The 19,985-nt window shown below is 54.3% G+C and carries 15 protein-coding genes and 1 pseudogene; 7 read left to right on the top strand and 9 right to left on the bottom strand.

The features are described 5' to 3' along the window. Positions 1-747 precede the first annotated feature (747 nt). Positions 748-2,997, top strand: a complete 2,250-nt coding sequence (locus tag BLV18_RS00380) for an ATP-dependent nuclease (RefSeq protein WP_244156792.1) — start codon at positions 748-750, stop codon at positions 2,995-2,997. After that, positions 2,979-4,880, top strand: coding sequence for a UvrD-helicase domain-containing protein (locus BLV18_RS00375; RefSeq protein WP_090355313.1), 1,902 nt, complete (start codon positions 2,979-2,981; stop codon positions 4,878-4,880). The genes BLV18_RS00380 and BLV18_RS00375 overlap by 19 nt, the downstream gene beginning before the upstream one ends. Positions 4,881-5,320: 440 nt before the next feature. Here BLV18_RS00375 and BLV18_RS00370 read toward each other — a convergent pair whose 3' ends face one another. Further along, positions 5,321-6,274 (bottom strand): alpha/beta hydrolase, encoded by a 954-nt coding sequence (locus BLV18_RS00370; protein ID WP_090355310.1) that lies wholly within the window; start codon positions 6,272-6,274, stop codon positions 5,321-5,323. Positions 6,275-6,535: 261 nt separating this feature from the next. Between BLV18_RS00370 and BLV18_RS00365 the strand changes: the two genes are divergently transcribed. After that, entirely contained in the window at positions 6,536-7,552 is a 1,017-nt protein-coding gene (locus BLV18_RS00365) for an SMP-30/gluconolactonase/LRE family protein (protein WP_090355307.1), read from the top strand. Positions 7,553-7,683: 131 nt separating this feature from the next. Here the strand turns inward: BLV18_RS00365 and BLV18_RS00360 are convergent, their stop codons facing one another. The 5 genes from BLV18_RS00360 to BLV18_RS00340 form a co-directional block, all read right to left on the bottom strand. Continuing rightward, positions 7,684-10,104: a TonB-dependent siderophore receptor gene (locus BLV18_RS00360; RefSeq protein WP_090355304.1), complete on the bottom strand. Its 2,421-nt coding sequence runs from the start codon at positions 10,102-10,104 to the stop codon at positions 7,684-7,686. 108 nt (positions 10,105-10,212) lie between these two features. Then, positions 10,213-11,166, bottom strand: a complete 954-nt coding sequence (locus tag BLV18_RS00355; protein ID WP_090355301.1) for a FecR family protein — start codon at positions 11,164-11,166, stop codon at positions 10,213-10,215. After that, entirely contained in the window at positions 11,163-11,660 is a 498-nt protein-coding gene (locus BLV18_RS00350) for an RNA polymerase sigma factor (protein WP_049861626.1), read from the bottom strand. Before BLV18_RS00350 ends, BLV18_RS00355 begins: the two co-directional genes overlap by 4 nt. Positions 11,661-11,769: 109 nt before the next feature. Next, positions 11,770-12,609 carry an alpha/beta hydrolase gene (locus tag BLV18_RS00345; protein WP_090355298.1) on the bottom strand — a complete coding sequence of 280 codons (840 nt, stop codon included), beginning with the start codon at positions 12,607-12,609 and terminating at the stop codon, positions 11,770-11,772. A 192-nt stretch (positions 12,610-12,801) separates the two neighbouring features. Then, positions 12,802-13,035: a DUF1127 domain-containing protein gene (locus tag BLV18_RS00340; RefSeq protein ID WP_090355295.1), complete on the bottom strand. Its 234-nt coding sequence runs from the start codon at positions 13,033-13,035 to the stop codon at positions 12,802-12,804. A 95-nt stretch (positions 13,036-13,130) separates the two neighbouring features. Here BLV18_RS00340 and BLV18_RS00335 point away from each other — a divergent pair, with 95 nt between their 5' ends. Next, the gene (locus BLV18_RS00335; protein ID WP_049861623.1) at positions 13,131-13,985 is read left to right on the top strand and encodes a LysR family transcriptional regulator; all 855 of its coding nucleotides are present in this window, start codon (positions 13,131-13,133) and stop codon (positions 13,983-13,985) included. A 312-nt stretch (positions 13,986-14,297) separates the two neighbouring features. Beyond that, positions 14,298-15,194, top strand: coding sequence for a class I SAM-dependent methyltransferase (locus BLV18_RS00330; RefSeq protein ID WP_090355292.1), 897 nt, complete (start codon positions 14,298-14,300; stop codon positions 15,192-15,194). A gap of 47 nt (positions 15,195-15,241) precedes the next feature. On the opposite strand, the gene BLV18_RS22640 is transcribed toward BLV18_RS00330, so the two are convergent. Next, a complete protein-coding gene (locus tag BLV18_RS22640; protein ID WP_425272634.1) occupies positions 15,242-15,736 on the bottom strand; it encodes a methyl-accepting chemotaxis protein in 495 nt (164 codons plus the stop codon). 372 nt (positions 15,737-16,108) lie between these two features. After that, positions 16,109-17,263: pseudogene (locus BLV18_RS22635) on the bottom strand (FIST signal transduction protein); the annotation flags it as partial. 259 nt (positions 17,264-17,522) lie between these two features. On the opposite strand from BLV18_RS22635, the gene BLV18_RS00320 reads away from it, so the two are divergent. Continuing rightward, positions 17,523-17,924, top strand: a complete 402-nt coding sequence (locus tag BLV18_RS00320) for a type II toxin-antitoxin system HicB family antitoxin (RefSeq protein WP_090355286.1) — start codon at positions 17,523-17,525, stop codon at positions 17,922-17,924. A 102-nt stretch (positions 17,925-18,026) separates the two neighbouring features. Next, complete coding sequence (locus tag BLV18_RS00315; protein WP_090355282.1) at positions 18,027-19,148, top strand: SMP-30/gluconolactonase/LRE family protein; 1,122 nt, start codon at positions 18,027-18,029, stop codon at positions 19,146-19,148. A gap of 129 nt (positions 19,149-19,277) precedes the next feature. Here BLV18_RS00315 and BLV18_RS00310 read toward each other — a convergent pair whose 3' ends face one another. Further along, entirely contained in the window at positions 19,278-19,922 is a 645-nt protein-coding gene (locus BLV18_RS00310; RefSeq protein ID WP_090361911.1) for a LysE family translocator, read from the bottom strand. Positions 19,923-19,985 lie beyond the last annotated feature (63 nt).

Below are 19,985 nucleotides of genomic sequence, written 5' to 3'. Positions count from 1 at the left end.
CCAAAAGCTGCCGATAGAGGCCGCCCTGGTTGGGAAGTGGTCTGCTCTTGACCTTCGGTCCAGAGCGTTCACGTCAACACTCTCGGCAGCAGTCGTAGCGTGAACATATTCGTAAACATCTGCGGATTCGTAACGGGCAGCTTTTGGCTGTGGATTCAACCTGTCGCCACGGGCAGCTCTTGGCGGGCTCCTGCCTATCCTCTACGGAGGGAATGATCGACAACGTTCGAACTCAGGAGGTTTACCATTCCGTATGCGGCTCTGAATTACTTGCAGACCGACAACGTCCTGACATATCAAGAATCCCGAATTCGATTCCACCGAACGCCATAACCAGCTGATTTGTTCATAGTTACTAGCTGGGGTACGCCGAATTTTCCACCGAAATCCAGACGCTCGAAAACCTGGCCTCACCGAAACAGACCGTTCGTCTAGTGCCGTCACCATAGTTTGACGAGAAAGGCTCACCGCAAGGTGGGCCTTTTGTTTGTGGTTTTTGTGGGTGTCCGATCCGCGCACAACCCCAGTAGGAGCGGACCTAGACTCGGCTTGCCTTAAAATTCTTATAGGTCTAATGTGCCATCACCATGCTACTGATTTGGCGAGGCCCCTATAGGACGGATCTGGCATTCACCTTAAAAATACTCGGCTCTTCTAGTGCGTATCTTTAGCGAAACTGACCTACATGTCAGTCTGCTGCTGACTCAGAAAGACGCGAGGCAAATTCTGCAAATAAATGTGTCGCTGATGAAAGGAAGCTATATGCGAGTTACAAAAATCAAAATCAAAAACTTTAGATTACTAAAGAATACAACGGTAGACATTGAGAAAAATCTATCCTTAATAATCGGCAAAAATAACTGTGGGAAAACTTCATTTCTTTTATGTCTGGAAAAATTCATTGGCGGTAGCGCAACAAGAAATCAATTTACATTTGAAGATCTAAATAGCGACACAAAAGATTTTCTTCTAAAAGTGATCGAAGGAACGCTACCGAATGATCAACAGATTGCAATATCATTAAAGATATTTATTCAGTACGATGAAAAAGACGACCTTGAGCACATAGGTGACAAGGTTATAATGGATTTAGACCCTGACAACCAATACATTGTTCTAGCTTTTGAATATAGCGCAACGCAAGAGGACATAAATCGTCTTGCAACTGACTTTCACAACATCAAAGCCAAAAAAATAGCCGAAGGAAAACCCTATAAAAACCTATTCGACTACTTGAGGGAAAGTCATGGGAAATACTTCTCAACAACAAGGCGTAGTCTGCGATTTGACACAACATCAAATACGGAAGATGAAAGCGATTTCGTAGACTTAGATGCAGAAGGCGTCAATATATCGAGAATAATAAACTTCAAATGGATTAGCGCACGCAGAAACGTCTCCAACAAAGACACTGACAACTCACTATCTATGTTGTCCGCTAAAATATATAAAAAGCTTGAGGCTAGCAATCCAGACCAAAACATCGTAGAGGACTTCAAAGATACGTTAAGTACGACTGACACAAAGCTCAACTTAGTGTATGAGAAAATTTTTGAGGACGTGATTGTCGATGTTAAGAAATTCGGGGGTATCAACCAAAACGAATCAATAATAAAAATCGTATCTTCGCTGCAACATCGAGACCTCCTTGAAGAGAACACCACCGTTATGTATGGATTGGGTAGTGGCGAACACGACCTGCCCGAAAACTATAATGGATTGGGTTACTTAAACCTAATAAGTATGATTTATGAAATAAAGCTCAAACTTCATGACTTTCAAAAAGAAATTAGCGAGTCCCCTTCCGATGTCAATTTGTTATTTATCGAGGAGCCAGAAGCTCATACACATCCTCAGCTCCAAAGAATTTTTATAAAAAATATCAAGTCGTTACTGAGCCCAGGAATCAGTCGTGCTGACGGAATCAGCAGGTCTCTTCAAACAATACTAAGCACTCATTCCTCATACATAGTGTCCGAAAGCGATTTTGAAGATATTAAATATTTCAAAAAATCGGATGGATGCGTGACATCCAAAAACTTAAAAGACCTCAAAGACTATTATGGAGATTCACAGCACTACACTTTTCTTAAGCAGTACCTGACAATACATAGATCTGAGCTATTCTTTGCAGACAAAGCAATTTTCATCGAAGGAGATACCGAGCGTGTTCTTCTTCCTGCCATGATGATGAAAATTGACCAAGAAGATTTGGTAGACAGTATAAAATCGGGGGCAATAAGCCAAATCCCACTGCTTTCCCAAAACATCTCAATGATTGAGGTAGGTGCCTACTCACATATTTTTGAGAAGTTCGTCAGCTTTATTGGTGTCCGGTCACTAATCATCACTGACATTGACTCGGCTAAAGAATTTCCGGATCTAGACGACAAAGGCAATCAAAAACTTAATAAGCAAGGCGACCCCAAAACGGAATTAAAAAAATGTCGCGTTATAGAGGGCACTCATACCACAAATGCTTCCTTGGCCTTTTTCTATAATACAGATGATTTAGCTTTTTACAGCGCGCTTGAAATGGCAAACAAAAGACTAACAAAGAAAATTAATGTCCCATGGAGCCAATGCGAAAAGGGAGAACTCCTTTGCGCCTATCAAACATTAGAAAAAAATAAGCTTGGTGAGGGATACCACGCCCGTAGCTTCGAGGACGCATTCTTCCATATAAATACAGATTTCATAAAAAGCCTAACATACGACGACAAGAATGAGTTTATCGGAAAGTCAACACTACCATCACTAGTTCAAAAACATCTAAAAGATTTCGCGGATTTCACCACCGATGCTTATACATGTGCTGAAAAAGCAATAGGTAGCAAACCATCATTCGCCATGGAAGTACTGTTAAATAGTTCGAGCCATGAAGTCACACTCACAGACGCTCAGTCTGGCAATCCTAAAACAGTCTCCATGGAATTTGCCAACTGGAATACCCCTAGCTATATTAAGGAGGCTCTAAAATGGCTGAAGCAAGACTAATTCTAGAGCGTGAAGTCCAGGAGATATTTAATCTAATTGATGAAGGAAAAAATTTCTTGCTCAGTGGAGGGGCAGGTAGCGGTAAGACATATTCGTTGGTGCAGTGCATAAGGCAAGTGTTAAGCGAAAATTTAAACTGCAAGATTGCTTGTATGACTTATACAAATGCAGCTGTCGCAGAGATTCGTAGCCGGGTAAGCGATCATAGGCTGAGCGTAGGCACCATCCATGAATTCTTATGGGACTTGATACGCCCTTATAGGGTGGAGCTTATGGATGTGCTAATACAGTCTCTGGAGAGTGAAGCCAAAAGTTCTATCGTTAATCCGGACAAAGATTTTGACCCCTCCGTGTTGAAGGGGCGAGAGGTAAAATATAAAGAATACACATTGATTCGGGAAGGAATTATATCTCATGACGAATTGTTGATTATCGCTCATGACATGTTCAAGTCTCATCCGAAACTTTGTGACATAGCTAAAGATAGATACAAGTTTATATTCGTCGACGAGTACCAAGATACATCGGCTGCTGTAATAGAAGTACTTCTCGATCACTTCCAAAAAGGTGTGAAAAAAAATATTGTAGGTTTTTTTGGGGATGCGATGCAGTCAATATATGATGACGGCGTGGGGAATCTAGACAAGTACATCACGCAGCAATATGTTTACGAGGTAAAGAAAGAACAAAACCGAAGAAATCCAAGACTAGTCTTTGAGCTTGCCAACAGGCTAAGAACCGACAACCTACAACAGACTGCATCGCTCGACGATAATGCTCCTAATATGTTAAATGGGGTTGTTATAGATGGTGAAATACGGCTAATTTATACGGAAGGACCAGATGATAGACTGCAGCAGGTTAAAGACTCACTGGGCTGGGACTTTGGTCACAGCAAAGAAAACAAAGAATTAAACCTAACTCATAACTTAATCGCACCTAAAGCTGGATTCCCAGAATTGATGCTTGTTTATGACGGAGATAAAATACTAGAATACCGCGATCGCATTAAAAGATTTATCAAGAGCCGCAAACTACTTACTGACTTCTCGGGTTTCACTTTCGGACAGGTCATAGACAACCTAATTGATAATTTCCCAGCCCAGAAATCCGATCTATCCCCTACAGCGGGGATGCAGCAGTTCATAGATCTAAATCCTGAGCTGTACAACCGTGCACTTACGGAGCCGTACGAAATTTTCAAACGCATATACTTGTCCAAAGATGCGCTTATAGACGATAAAAAAGATGACCCTGACGGATCCCCAAAGGCTGGTAGTAAACGTGACGCATTGATTAAGCACCTATTCAAAATTCAACACATAATTTGTCTTTATGAGGATAAGAAATTCAATGAATTTCTTAAGCGCACGGAATTTAAAATACGCTCGATCGATGACAAAAAAAGACTTAGAGACATCATTGACGAGTTGAGAAAAATGTCGAATGCTTCGATTGGCGCAGTCATCGACAGAGCCGATGAGCTTGGCATCTGCAGAAAGGACGATAAACTTTCTATTTTTATTGCACACAATCGTTATGTTTATGACAGAGTGATAAAGATAAAATTCAATGAATTTAAAAAATTATATCAATACTTAGAGGGGTACACTCCATTCTCAACTCAGCATAAAATAAAAGGTGCCGAGTTCGAGAACGTACTTGTTGTATTGGATAATGGGAATTGGACCAAATACAACTTTAATTACCTGTTCGAAGAAGCTGGCACCCCATCTGTCCTTGAGCGGACAAAAAAACTATTCTATGTCTGCACTACGCGTTCTAAAAAAAGCTTAGTCGTGTACTATCGCAACCCTAGCCAAAAAGCGTTAGCAACAGCCAAAAAATGGTTCGGAGATGCCTCCGTATTAAGACTTATTTAATTCATTTCTTACTCTAGGCGCGCCGCACTTTCTGTGCGGTACGCCAACCTAGCAGAACTCAATAAACGCAAGTTCCGCATAGCCAAATTTTGATGCTCAAACAGTGGAAAATCGTACGCCTTACACGATTGTCACGAGATTGCAGGAGTTCCTCCAGACCAAACTATTTGAAATTTTTCTAGGAGACCCAGATCCGTCGGCTATCAAAGGATAGTTCTGGAAACAAACTCAGCCTCTTCGTAGTAAATACTTAATATAAGTCATAACTTTACAATTTTTTTCGATTCCTGATACGACGCCATAACCATGCGAAATGAGTTCTTCACACAGCTGGCAGCTTTCGCTTTTTTTATTATGGTGCAATGTCTCCTGCCCAGCTTACCTACGCTGGACAGCCCATGCCCCAAAGTCGCTTGTGAATTTTCGTCAAACGCAGCGTTTTAAGAACCGTAAGACTGATCTCGGCTGCCACTCCTCACTCCAACCACCCCCAACCTCCCCAACCAAGCCTCATACCGGCCAGGCCATTCCTTAGTCGGCGCATCCCCCCTCCCCAACCCAAACCCATGCCCCCCTGTCGCATACCGATGCATCTCCACAGCCACCCCACGCTGCTTACAAGCCGCAGCCATGATCAACGTATTCTGCGGATCCACCACCGAGTCATCCTCCGCCTGCACCAAGAACTCGGGCGGTGTGCTCCCCGTCACCCGATTCTGCACAGACCACTCAGCCTCTTCTTGCGCCGACGCGTCTGGCCCCACCAGTACCTTGTGGGTCGAGGTATGTGTGTAAGGCCGCTCCAACGTAATAGGTGGATAGATCAACGCCGCTCCTTCAACCACGGCAGATATCGAGTCGATGCTGTCCTGCGCAGCATAAGTCTGAGAATCGCCAAGCGTCGCGGTCATGCCCATCAGATGGCCACCGGCTGAAAAGCCTAGTAGCGAGACGTGGCTCTCCCGGCTGCGGACAATGCGTAGGGCGCGCTGTGCATCTTGCAGTGCGACGATGTTGCCGGCGTTCCAGCCTTCACTCGGCAAGCGGTAGGCCAGCACATACGCGGTGTACCCGCGCTCCGTGAGCCAATCCGCCAAGGGCCATCCCTCGATCCCCAGTTCGATTCGTTTGTACCCGCCACCGGCAGCGACGATCACCGCTTTTCCGTTGGGTTTGACGGGTCTGAAGATCTGTAGGTATGGACGGGTGACGTTGCTTAGCGAGCCATGGGATGTGAGCAGGTGGTTGCCCGAGGGTCCGCCGCCCCCTGGCGGGACGTCGCTCCACAGCTGGACTGTTTCACTGTTGGCCGTTGGATCTTTGGCCTGAATGGCCGCTACTTTCAACATCAACACTGCCGTGCCGGCGCCTAGAATGAAATTGCGGCGATTCATGAAAGCTCACTCGGTCTATGAACAAGGGTTTTGCTTTTCCAGCCTGGGGGCTTGTCTGGTGCGTTAGAAACACTACCTCAAATTTGACCAACCTACCTGCTCCGGAAAGTTATTCCTGCAGTGATGTGTCGGCGCTCGGTCCCTGACCCGCACCGTAGCCGATGAACCCAATGTTCAGTTGATCATCAAACTCAAGCCAGGTGCGGCTGACAAGCGCATCAACGGCAGCTGTGCCTACTGATTTCCAACGGACCTGAACACATGAATCCAACCTTTAAAAAACTGTTCCTGAGCCCTTCGTCCTGGTTGTTGGGCAGCGCGATTCTGGTCGCAGGTTCTGCCAGCGCTGCCACTGCAGCGGCGCCTGTCCGGCAAGTGGTCACCGATCCGGCGTTCAGCCAGTTGGTCGACGCCAAGGCCCGGGTCGAGCTGCTCACCGATCAGGCGAAGTGGGCCGAGGGGCCGCTGTGTCTGCAGGATGGTCGTCTGATATGGAGCGATATCAAGGCGAACAAGGTCAGCGGCTGGCAAGCGAAGGATGGCGTGTCGACCTGGCTGGAACCGGCCGACTTCCAGAACGGGCATACGCTGGACGCGCAGGGCCGTGTGGTCGCGGCGTCTCACGGCAAGCGCGGTATCGTGCGGCAGGAGGCCAACGGTGAGTGGCGGACCCTGGTCGACACGTACCAGGGCAAGCGGTTGAACAGCCCGAACGATGTGGTGGCCGATAACAGCGGCACGCTCTGGTTTACCGACCCCACTTTCGGGGTGTTGAGCAAAAGTGAAGGCTACGGCGGCACGCCCGAACAGGGCGGGGAGTTCGTCTATCGCTATGTGCCCGAGACCGGTGAGATCACCCGTCTCGAGACGCCAGAAGTGCATTCACCCAACGGGCTGGCCTTCTCGCCGGATCAACAGCTGTTGTATGTGGCCGACTCGCAAATGGCCCATGACTTCAGCAACAAGACGTTGGCGCACCGCATCATGGTCTATCAGGTCCGCGACGGTCGTTTGAGCAACGGCAAGGTCTTTGCCGAGATCGAATCCGGCATTCCCGACGGTATCAAGGTGGATGCGCTTGGCAACGTCTGGAGCAGCAGCAAGGAAGGCATCCAGGTCTTTTCCGCAGCCGGCAAGTTGCTGGGTAAACTGCTGGTAAGCGCGAGCGATACCAGCAACCTAACGTTCTGCTCGGATGAACAAGGCAGTTGGGCCTATATCACCGCTGCCAACAAGGTACTCCGCGTGCAAGTGGCGAAGGGGGTTACCGGGCGCTAGGCCAGTAGCGCTGAGCAGGTGGTGAGCGTCCTGTTGCAGACGCTCACCACCCCCGCCAAGAAGTCCGTTTAGCCCACCGAAAGTGTCGACGAGTTAGCTTGCCAGGTGATGACCAAGCGGTCCCCAACAGCTCAATACTTCCACGTCACCGACGCCGTCAAATTGCGCGGCGCCCCGTAATTGGTAGAACCGGACGATTGATATAGCGACAGCAAGTACTTGCGATCGGTGACGTTGTTCAGGTTCAGCGACGTGCTCCAGTTGTCGTCGATGTCGTAACTGGCCATCAGGTCCACCAGCGCGTAGGCGTCTTGGCGCACATTGCGGTTGGTGTCCACCTCGGTTGCGCTTTGCCATTGGAAACGGGTGCCCACTCTGACGCTGGGCATCTCGGGCAGGCGGTAGGTCAGGCTGCCGCGCAGGGTATGGGTGGGGATGTACTTGCGGGTTTCATCGCCATTGGCGTCTTCGATCTGCACGAAGGTATAGCCACCTGCTATGTCCAGGCCTGGTAACGCTTCTCCCGATGCACCCAGCTCGAAGCCACGGCTTTTAAGGTTGGTGCCGCGATACAGGTACTGACCGCCGACGACTTCTCCGGTGAGTTCGGCAACGTTCTGCTGATCGGTTTTGAACGCCGCAGCGGTCAGGGTGAGTCGCTCGTCGAGCACGAGTCCCTTGATACCGACTTCCAGGCTCTTGCCTTCAAGTGGAAGGAGCAAGCCCCCGCCGGTACTGCGCAGGTATTGCGGTTTGAAGATTTTCGTCCAACTGGTGTACAGGCTCCACTGCGGCGTGAGGTCGTAGACCAGGCCAGTGTAAGGGGTGACTTTGCCGTGGACCCGGGTGTCGTGGGGCGATCCATACCCGGCGCCATCGCCGTCGGCGCTGAGCATGCGCGCGCCGGCAATCCAGTGCAGGTCATCGACAACACTGAAGCGCGCGCCGGCGAACAGGCTTTTTTGGCGGTCGGTGAACAGCTGGGTATTGAGGTCGTCGGTGTAGTTCAGCGGCGGTTGCACGACATTCCCGGACAGCACGTCGATCAAACTCTCCATTTGGTAGCCGGATGAGTTCCTGTAATGGCCGACCTCGTCGTGGTGGGTGCGTCCGTAGTTGGCACCCAGGGTCAACTCATGCTGCCTGCCGAACAGCGCGAAGGGGCCGGACAGTTTCGCTTCGGCCGTGATCTGCTCTTCCTTGCTGGTGGTGCGGTTGATATAGGCGTAGGCCTCGTCGGCGGTGGCGGGGATGGCGTAGAGCATCTTGGTGTCGGAATCTTGCTTCATCCCGGCCACCGTAAGGGTGCTGCTCCAGCCGTTGTCGAACGCGTGGGTCAGCTCGGCGAAGGCGCGCTGAGTCTTCACGTCCCAGTAGGTCCAGGGCTGGCCGACACTGGAGCTGCGGCTGCTGTAGTGAATGCGGTTACGCTGGTAATCGGCGATGGGCAAGGCGCCCCAGGTGCTGCCGTTGGAGTAGCTGTTCTGCTGGGTGAAGCCCACGGTCAGGGTGTCGGCCTCGGACAGGTCGAAGGCCAAAAGGCCCGCCGCCACGTTGACCTCATGGCCGTACTGATCGAGGTAGGAATTGCCTTTGTCGTGGGAGGTGATGAAACGTCCGCGAACATTCCCGCTTTGACTGAGCGGACCTGACACGTCAAAGCCCAAGCGGCGGTTGTCCCATGAACCCACGCTGCTGTCGACCCGCGCCTGGAGCGTGTCGGTAGGCCGCTTGCGCACCAGGTTGACCGTGGCGGACGGATCGCCGGTGCCGCTCATCAGGCCGTTGGCGCCGTGCAGCACGTCGACCTGTTCGAATTCGGTCATGTCCTGATCGCCGACCAGTACACCGCCGGAGAACGGCAGGCTCATGCCGTCGAACTCGAAGTTTTCGATCTTGAAGCCGCGTGAAGTAAAGGCGGTGCGATCGGTTTCGAACTGTTCCACGGTTACCGACGGTGCATTGCGTAACGCATCTTTCACGCTATTGAGCTGGAAATCGTCCATCTGCTGGCGGGTCACCACGGTGATCGCCTGCGGCGTTTCCTTGTCGCTCAGGCCCAGGCGCGTGGTGCTGGACACAGGGTTTGCCCGGTAGCTCTGGCTTGGGCTGACGCCTGCGTTGTCTTGATACTGGATCTGCGTGGGCGCCAGCAAGATTTCGCTGTTGGCCTGCTCGGCTTGAACCGGGACCAGGTAAACGGTCGTGGCATCGGTTCGGGCGAAGGTGTAGCCACTGCCTTGCAACAACCTCGCGAGGGCTTCTTCCGTGGAGTAGCGACCTTCCACTGCGGTGCTGCGCAGGGCACTGTCCAGGTTGCCGTCGAGCAACACGTTCTGGCCCGACTGCTGACTGAACAGCAGCAAGGCCTGACGCAGAGGTTGGGCAGCGATATTGAGGGGTAGACGCTCTATGGACGCCGTCGCCGGATGGACCTGTGCCCCATGAGCCTGAAGCGCGCCGACGAACAGCGTGCACGCCAATGCGGTGCCCAATGCGTGACGCTGCCAGCGGCTGTCGATTCTGGATTCATGGTTGAGTTGCGTTGCCATTGCGGTCGTTCCCCAGGGAGTGCTCGAAGATGCGAATACCAATCAGTCAGGCTAAGACGCATGAGCGAGCGCAATTCCCTAAGGTCGCGTGAATTATTTACAGCGGGATCAGGCGGGATAGATCAGGGTGATCAGGTCGGTGTAGCGATCCACTCGAACGGCCAGGGCTTTGGTGATGGCGTCGAGCATCTGCTCGGGCTTGTTCAGGTTGAGTATCAAACTGACTCGGCGCATGGCCAGTTGCTTGTCCATGATGAAGATTCGGCCTTCGCGCCAGCGTTGCAACTCATCGATGACGCTGAGCAAAGGCTTGTCAAAAAACACCAATCGTCCGCTGCGCCAGGCGAGGATCTGCTCAAGCTCGGCATACTGGATGGCGCCGGTACGATCACTGCTGAAGCGCATCGACAGGCCTTCGCCCAAATCGACCTGCTGGCTGGCCGTCACGACGCGCACCGTTTTGCGGTTCACTGCCAGCAGCGCCGAGGCGTCATCGCATGACAGACAGAATCCAGCGTCGGCGGCTACCACCTGCCCCGATCGGCTGTTGACCGTGAACTCGCCGGCCGCCGAGGGCAGCACATTGAAATAGGCCTCGCCGTGAAGCAGTTCCACGGCGCGCCGGGTCGGTGAAAATTCCACATTCAATGCGGTGTTGCCGGCGAGATCGACAGAGGACCCATCGGGCAACGTGACGGTACGACGCTCGCCCACGGCGCTGCGGATATCGGCGAACGGCAGGCCCATATCTTTGAGCCATAGCGCCGATGCACAAGCGGTAACGGCGACGGCGCTGGCGGCGATGCCCAAGCCGACGAAACGTCGGCGGGAAAGTTGCGGGGCAGCCGGTGTAATGGCGAGTGAGTGCAACTGCGCGGAAGCGGCCCACAGGTGCTCGAGCTGGGCGTAGGCCTCGGCATGTCGGGGGTCGGCATCGAGCCATGCTACCAACTCCGCCCGCTCGGCGGCAGTGGGTGAGCCGCCCTGAACCAACGCGAACCAGGCGCTCGCCTGATGGCTGATGTCGTCAACGCGCGACACTGGTGGGGGTTCGGCGCTCATTCGGACATACCGATCTTGATCAGGTCCAAGGCACGAACCATGCGGCTGTAAGCGGTCTTCGACGGGATCCCCAGGCGCTGCCCTATTTCCACGTAGGTCAGGCCTTCCACGCGCACCATCAGAAACACCTCGCGACACGGCGCGGGCATATTCTGAATCACGTCGTTCAACGTATTCAGTTGCTGATGGGCAATCGCCGCTTGTTCAAGGGTCGGCGTGGACGGCTCGAAACTGGAGGTTGTCTGGGGATCGAGGGTCTCGCCTTTGCGATGCTCCTGACGTCGGGTGTGGTCGATGAACAGATTGCGGGCGCTGGAGAACAGATAGGCGCGGAAATTGGCAATCGGGGTGCGGCCCATTTGTTCGGACAGGCGAATGAAGGTGTCCTGAGTCAGGTCGGCGGCGGTCTCTTTGCAACGCAAGCGACGATCCAGGTAATCCTGGATTTCGCTGCGGTGGGCGAGGTACAGCGCCTTGAGATCTGAGCCGGACATGAACGCAACCTTGAAAGGCGGAGTGGCAAGGGCAGGAAAATATCACAAAGAGAATCATTTGCGCTTGCGCGCTCCTGCCCGCATTCACACAACCGTGTATATCCCTGCCTTAAAAGCGCCTCGCCCCGATCAGCTCACCCAGCGCCTGGTTGGGGATGCGAAAGGGTATAGACGCATGGTCTTCGCCAGGTTCGACCCTAAAGCCGGTTCGCAGTCCGAAGCCTGACAATGCTTGCAGGCGTGAATACAACGCGCTGGCATCCTGGATCGCCTGAACCGAATCGCGCTCGGCCATCACGATGCTCAGGCTTGTCTGCGTCATATCGAGTTGTCCGGCGCGGACGCGCTCGTCGAAAGCGCGTTCGGGCGCCAACAGGAACTGGTCGCGCCACCACAGACTGGGGCTGACCGCTACAACGTGTTGAAACAGGGTGGGCCGAGTGAACACCGCGTACACACCTAGCATGCCACCAAATGAGTGCCCGACCAGGCTGCGTTGATCTTCGTCGACTTTGAAATGCTCGGACACTTTGGGCATCAAGCGTTTCTGGATGAAGTCGAGAAACAGATCCTGGCCACCCTGTGCCGGCGTGTTGCGATCTTGCGGTGCAGGCGGTGTCAGATCGAACGCGCGCCTGGCGAAGTCCAGCGGCGTGTCACTCGGATACCCGATCGCCACCAGAATCGAGCCGCGCAATTTGGCCTGCGCGCGCTTGGCGGCATGGAACGCGGGGAAATAGGCATTGCCATCCAACAGGTAAATCACCGGATAACCACCGGTATAAGGAACATCGCCCTCGGGCAGGCTGATCATGATGCGGTAGTCCCGCCCGCCTTCGCTTTTCATCGTCCATTGCTCGGTGCCGTCCAGCGCAACCGGCTGCGCCTGAGCGACCATCGCTGCACCGAGCAACCATGCGCTCAATACGGTGAATACTCTGCGGATCATGTTTCTGAGTGTTCCTTACTGTGCAGGCACGTGAGCGTAGGGGGTAGACCTCAGAAGAAGCCGACCGGCAAACCCACGCGGCGGAGAATGCGCTCGGTTGCCAATAAGACGGATGACGGCGTCGTTTGTCTTGAGCTGGCGATGGCCGAGCGGATTATTCCAATTTGTGCCATTCCTTCAGCGCCCGAGACCTTACTTGCAAAACGGATCATCCCAAAACGGGCGTTCGATCTCCTTATAGATATCCGCCCGGCTCAAGCCCAGGTCCTTGAGCCCGGCGTCACTCATCTGCTCCAGTTGATGCCGTTGCCGAGCCAGTTCATACCAGCGCGTGATGCGCTTCCATGGATTGGCAAAAGGCTTGGCTGATTCACTTTGGGTGCAGCAGCTGTGCGAAGCACAAGCACTCACTGTTTGACCTTTCATCTGCTCATCCTCCGGGTTGATGGCTTGATTTTCGGTTCAGGCTTAACATCAATCCAACGAATGTTTTGAATGCAGTGCATCTCAGAGATTGATCAATGTCCCACTACCAGAGCATCGATTCGGAAGTCCTGCGTACCTTCGTGGCCATCGCCGATGAGGGCGGTTTCACCAAGGCCGGTGAGCGGGTGAACCGCACCCAGTCGGCGGTGAGCATGCAGATGAAGCGGCTCGAGGAAGACGTGCTGTGTCGGCAACTGTTCGAGCGCGATGGCCGGCAGGTGAAGCTGACGGCTGAAGGGCAGATTCTGTTGGGTTATGCGCGCCGCATTCTCAAATTGCACAGCGAAGTGTTCACCACCCTGCGCGAGCCGCACATGGTCGGCACGGTGCGCATCGGTACTCCGGACGACTACGCCATGCGCTTTCTACCGGGGATCTTGTCGGGCTTTGCTCAGGCGTTTCCGCTGGTGCAGGTGGAAGTGCATTGCGAGAGCTCCCGGCAGTTGATGCAACGCAAGGACCTGGATCTGACGATCGTTACCCGTGAGCCCGGGCGCGAAGTCGGCCAGTTGCTGCGTCAGGAGCGCTTCGTGTGGGCCGAAGCCGAGGGCTTTTTTCTCCATGAACAAACGCCCGTGCCACTGGCGATGTTCAATACCGATTGTTTTTGCCGGATATGGGCGTGCAATGCCCTGGACGCCGGGCAGAAACCCTACCGGATCGCCTACTCCAGCCCCAGCCTCGCGGCGATAATGGCCGCGGTCGGCGTTGGTCTGGCGGTCACCGCACAGCTGCAGAGCCTGATCACGCCGGGGCTGCGGATCATCGGCGAAGCCGAGGGCATGCCCTTGTTGCCATTGGCGAGCATCATGCTGCTGCGCAACCCCGATACCCGGTCGCCAATGATCGATGCGTTGGCCGAGCATATCGTCGAGGGGTTCAGGCTTTGATCGAGCGGGTGTTCGTGGCCCGCCAACTGCAGGATCCTCTAAAAAGACCACGAAACGATGCCAGTACCGCCCGGATGACTCCAAGGTGATTGTTGATATACAGCATATCCAAAACCAATGAGTTTTTATTCAATGGCCAGAACCACGCCACTCAGCATTCAAATATCCTTTTCATTGACTTCGTAATTGTAAAAAAATAAACATTCATTTCATTTACTGATCATTCCGCCGATTCGGCTCGAAGCTGTGCTAGCGTTATTAAAGTGCGCAATGCAATTTACCGCTGGCCTACTTGAACGGGAAACTTCTCACATGTCAGCTATGCAGACGTTATTCAACGCGTGCCGTGATGAAATTGAAAACGGCGATCTCGTCAAGGGCTTTACCCAGCTTTCGGAAGAATTGACAGAGCACCGCTTGAAGCTGAACAAGGACGACTGGAGTGCTCAGGTTCTCAAGGTTTTCAGGTCCCATCCCCTCGCTCGGATTTTGCAGGAGGATCCCTACACTCGCCGCGCCTTGGAGAAGCCCCGAGGTTACGCTGGCGATGCAGTCATGATGGACTACATGAATTTTCAGCAACCTCCCCGTGGGTGCAGCGAACTGGGCGAGCGTATTTTCAGGGCTGTGGTCGCCAGCCCCAATGGCGCGAGCGTGCGCTGGAGATGCGAGTATCTCGCCGGTCTGATTGCCCGTGAAGCCCAGCGTCGAAGCAGTTTGTCCGTGCTCAGCGTGGCGTGCGGTCATTGCCGCGAAGGCCTGATGCTGCAGCCTGCAACCAAAGCCCGAATAAAGCGCCTTATCGCTTTGGATCAGGATGCCAAAAGCCTCGAAGTTGTCCGAAACAGTCTGAAAGGGTTCGTAACACCTGTACGAATGAATGTTAAAGACATCGCCACCGATTCGAGCTTGGGATCCTTTAATCTTATCTATTCGGCAGGTTTGTTCGACTACCTTCCAGATCGTGCTGCAACGGCGTTGTGCACCGCACTTCTAAAGCGAACGACCTCCGGAGGCACACTTCTCATCGCCAATTTCACCCCGGACAATTGGGGGCGCGGGTATATGGAAACCGTCATGGATTGGCATTTGATCCTGAGAACCAAAGACGCTATGCGCACGTTGATACCGGCTAGCCAAGTAGCCAAGTCATATCTGCACTTCGACCCCTACCTCAACGTGATTTATCTGGAGATCACCAAAGTGTGACTGCACCGCTGCGAGACAGGATCAGCGGTGCATGGTTCGTCTCATCATCAGCCTCGCGTCAGCCCCGTCAACGTATCCGCAATCCCCTTGGTCCGCCTCGCCGTCCCCTCGGTTGCCTGGCTCGACGCCTCCAAGGTGTCTAGCATCTCCCTCAACGCACTCACTCCTGTGGACTGATCTTCGATCTGCTGAGCCACTCGCTGGATCTCGCTCGACAGCAGATCGACATCCACGCCGATGTCCGCTGCATTCTTGCGGGTGATCTCCGCCAGTTTGCGGACCTCGTCGGCCACCACGGCGAAGCCCCTTCCCAGATCGCCCGCGCGGGCTGCTTCGATGGCGGCGTTGAGCGCGAGCAGATTGGTCTGGCCGGCGATCTGCTGAATCACCTGGACGATGGATTGAATCTGCAGGCTCGAACTGGCCAGGGCACGCGCGCCGATCACTGCTTGGTCGGCCTGCCGGGCGAGATCTTCGACGGTGCTGCCGGCCTGGGTCGAAACGGTATTCTGCCGGTCGATGGTGGCGGCCAGATCGTCCATGGAGAGGTGCAGCTCGCCGGAATAATGGTTGATCTGGGTGGCCATCTGCTGTTGGTGTTCGCCAGCGTCGGCGAGCACCTGGCCCAGAGCGGCGAGCCCTTTGAAAACGGGGAGGATGCCGGTGTCCAGGCCGCGGGTGTCGAGGGCGCTGGTGAAATCGTTGCGTTTGAAGGCTTCGATCTGTTTCACCACCACGTGGTTGAGGCCGACCATTTTCTTGAGCTGGCGGCGCAGGAAGAAGGCTTTGAACTCGCCATAGTGGGCGATGAAGTTATCCACATACTCGTCGGTGAACGATGCGCCCTTGGCGACGCGGAAGAAGAAAATCGCGGTCAGGGTCTGGTTGAGATTCAAGCCGAGGATTTCACCGAAGGTAGAGAAGCCCACCACCGGGACGTCGCCAAACAGGCCGCGCATGCTGCCCAGGTCATTGGCGTTGTTGAGCCTGCGCAGGATGCAGTCGTTGAGAATGGCAGCCACCGGTTGGCCGCCCTTGCCTTGCAGGAACTGTCGGTAGTCTTTTTCCGTGGCCTGACGCAGCGGCGTGCGCTTGACCATGACCAGCTCTTCGCCCGGCGCAACGTCGCAGAACAACTGGATGATCTGTTGGGTATGGTCAATACGGGCAATGGAACGAACGAACAATTCGCTGCCGACGCGGATGGCGAAGGAGTACTCGGCCAGGTTCTTTTCCAGGGAATGGCTGTCGCACTTGAACGCGTTGCACAGGGCCTGGACCATGCTCATGATGTTGCCGCTGCTGTCGATCACCTGATCGATGGTGCGGTCTTCGACGGAGGCGGTGAGCACGCTGAACGTCAGCCCGGCCGGCTCGAAGTTCTGGCTCTTGAACACACCGAAACGGATGTCCGGTGCGGTCTTGAGAAAGACGATCTGGGCGTGATTCTGGTAGCTGCGCTGGCCGTCGTGGATCAGGGTTTTCTGGAAATCCGATTTGCCGCCCGCAGAGCCGCCGACGAACAGGCAGGGAAAGCGGCCCGACTCGTAAAGCGCTTCCATGAAGAACGATTCGGAAGCCGACAGCCCGTCGAAAACCACGTAGGCCAGGGTATCGCGGTGGTCGATGGGCGTACTGACCTGGACGCGCTTGATGTTGGCGACCAGCTTCGCGATGCGCTCGCGCATCTCCATGCGTTTGCCACCGTTGCGGATGTCTTCGCACTCCAGCGGCACCATGACCACTTCCGCCGAGGTAATCACATTGCGCTCGAAACACTGCAGCACGATGCGGTCCCAGTGCTCGCCCGCCGCGCAGTACAGACCATCCGCGCTGTTGCACAGCTCGCCTGAAGTGGTGCACAGGCTGATGGTGCCATTGGGGAAGCGCTGCCGAACGCTGGCCGCGACCTTGTCGATGTCCAGGTGAGGCGAGACGAAGCCTGTCACCAGCACAGGATCCGCCCGCAAACCGGCCAGACCGCGGTCCAGCTCATTGGCCGTGCAGCTCAGGCTCACGGCACCCTGGCTGAGTGCGCGGGCGGGGTTGAAGCGTTTGAAGAGATTCATCACATGGCTCGCTGGAAAGGTTGCACAGCGCACGCGGGGCGTGGCCTGCATTGCTTTCGCTATCGGCCATGGGGAGGTGGACTTGATGCAGGTGGTCGGGTTTGTGGGGATCTAGGCTGCTGGTTGGACATTTCTTGAAACGCCAGGGTTTTCAGGCGAAACGGCATACCCGTTATCTTGAAAAGGCTTGGGGCAAATCAGGGAAGCCCAAGCGCATTCAATTCTATAAACCTATGTACAAAAAGTGTCTGGAGATGCCATGCGCTACCCAATCTGCATCGAGTGGGGCGATGAACCTACAGCCGTCGGAATTCAGGTGCTCGACATTCCTGGCGCCATCACCGCTGGCGACACGTTCGAAGAGGCCTACGGTGCTGCGATCGAGATCGCTCATATCATGCTGGAGGAACTTGCGGCTCGTGGAGAGCGTATTCCTCTCCCAAGCGCGACGGCAGTCCTTCGTAACGACGCCGAATACACGGACATGGGCTGGGGAATGCTCGATATCGATATAACGCCTTACTTGGGCAAGACCGAAAAGGTCAACGTCACACTGCCTGGATTCGTGATTTCGCAGATCGACCGATTTGTTCGTGAGCACAATGTCAAAAGTCGATCTTCTTTCTTGACCGATGCGGCACTTGAAAAACTAGGGCGTTGAGCAAAAAACCGGGACCCGAAACAAGGCCAAATACTTGTACGATGTCCTATCACAAGGTATTACTACGTCTCCTCATAAAAACAAAACTACGGAGATCGCTACATGGACTCATTCTCGTCCGCCGAGCCTGAACGGCTCGACCGAGCAAAGGGCAATACCCGCCGCAGTTTTCTGAAACAATCCCTCGCGGTTTCCGCCACACTTGCCACCGTGGGCAGCGCTGCGCTGCCCCGGTTGTCCAGTGCCGCCGAGCCCTTGAGTCAGCGTTACCCTGACCCGCTGGTGCACGTGCTCGACGACAGTTTCCTTGAGTTGCGGGTGTTCAACGCCAGCGTCGAAAGACTGGCCACCGGCCTGCGCTGGGCCGAAGGGCCGGTGTGGATCGGCGCTGGTCGCTATCTGTTGGTCAGCGACATCCCCAACAATCGCATCATGCGCTGGGACGAAATCACGGACACCTTCTCCGTGTACCGCGAACACTCCAACTTCTCCAACGGCATGTGCCAGGATCGCCAGGGGCGATTGATCGTCTGCGAAGGCTCTACCACCACCAGTGAAGGCCGCCGCATCACGCGCACTGAACACAACGGCACCGTCACCGTCCTGGCTGACAGTTTCGACGGCAAGCCCTTCAATTCCCCCAATGACGTCGTCTGCAAAACCGACGGATCCATCTGGTTCACCGATCCGCCCTTCCAGACCATCAACAACTACGAAGGCCACAAGATCACCCCCACTCAACCTCATGCGGTGTACCGCATCGACGGCGAGAGCAGGAAAGTCACGCGGGTGATCGACGACATCAACGGACCGAATGGCCTGTGTTTTTCACCCGATGAAAAACTGCTGTACGTCGTCGAAGGCCGGGCCAAGCCCAATCGACTGATCTGGGCGATCGATGTGAAGGACGACGGTACTCTGGGCGAGCGCCGCAAACATATCGAAGGGTTGGACTACGCCGCCATCGACGGCATCAAGTGCGACGAGGCGGGTAATTTGTGGTGCGGCTGGGGTGGCAATGGTGATCCCAAGGCCGACCTGGAAAAACTCGACGGCGTGCGCGTGTTCAATCCACAGGGCAAGGCCATCGGGCACATTTCCCTGCCCGAACGCTGCCCGAATGTGTGCTTCGGCGGGCGCGAGGGAAACCGGCTGTTCATGGCCAGCAGTCACTCGATCTATTCGTTGTTCGTGAATGCGCGTGGGGCGACGTTCGCGGTGTAATGACCCAGTCTGCCGCGCATCGGGGGATGCACGGCAGTCGATGAGTCTGCGGCGTCGAACAGTGGCCTGCATCCGTCACGGGATGTGATTCGTGATCACCTGCAGAACCCGGCGATTACCTAGGCATTTTCATGTACGAGTCAGCGCAAGCCTGATGCCTAACGCGATGAACACACCTCCGACGACACGATCCATCAATTTCTGCAGCGATCGGTTGCGTGACATGCCGCTTGAGGCACTTCCAGCCAGGATCGCAAAGGTTGCGTCGGTTAAAAAGGCTACCAGCGCATAGGTCAATCCCAACACCAGGAAAGACGCGGTGTGGTGCTCGCCTCCAGGCGCTACGAATTGTGGAAAGAATGAAATGAAGAACAGCAGAACCTTTGGATTCATCAGGGTCGTTATGAACCCCTTTGACAGGAGGCCATAAAGATCCGCATCTTTTTTGATGTCAGCGCTTTCAGCGGCTTCTGCGCGTGCGCGACCAAAGGTCTCGAGCACCAACTTTCCACCCAGGTAGATCAGGTAGATCGCGCCAACATATTTAACCAGGGTAAACATGACAGGCGAGGCCGCAATCAGGGCCGTGAGCCCGACAATACTCGCCAACGCATGAGTGCAACTGCCCAAGGCCACGCCAGCCGCTGAGATGACGCCCGCACGCCGACCATTTGCAACACTTTGCCCCACCACGTAAGCCATGTCGGGGCCTGGTGTTATGGAAAGCATAAAAACGGCAACTATAAAAAGCCAAAAGTTGGTGATATCAAACATAGTCATCCCTTATCTAGAATCCTGTTGCCCTGCAGCCAAGCGTATTCGGCTCACGACCGGCAA

The sequence above is a fragment of the Pseudomonas coleopterorum genome (assembly GCF_900105555.1).
In the GTDB taxonomy this organism is placed as follows: Bacteria; Pseudomonadota; Gammaproteobacteria; order Pseudomonadales; family Pseudomonadaceae; genus Aquipseudomonas; species Aquipseudomonas coleopterorum.
This window is presented reverse-complemented; position numbering and strand designations above follow the sequence as displayed.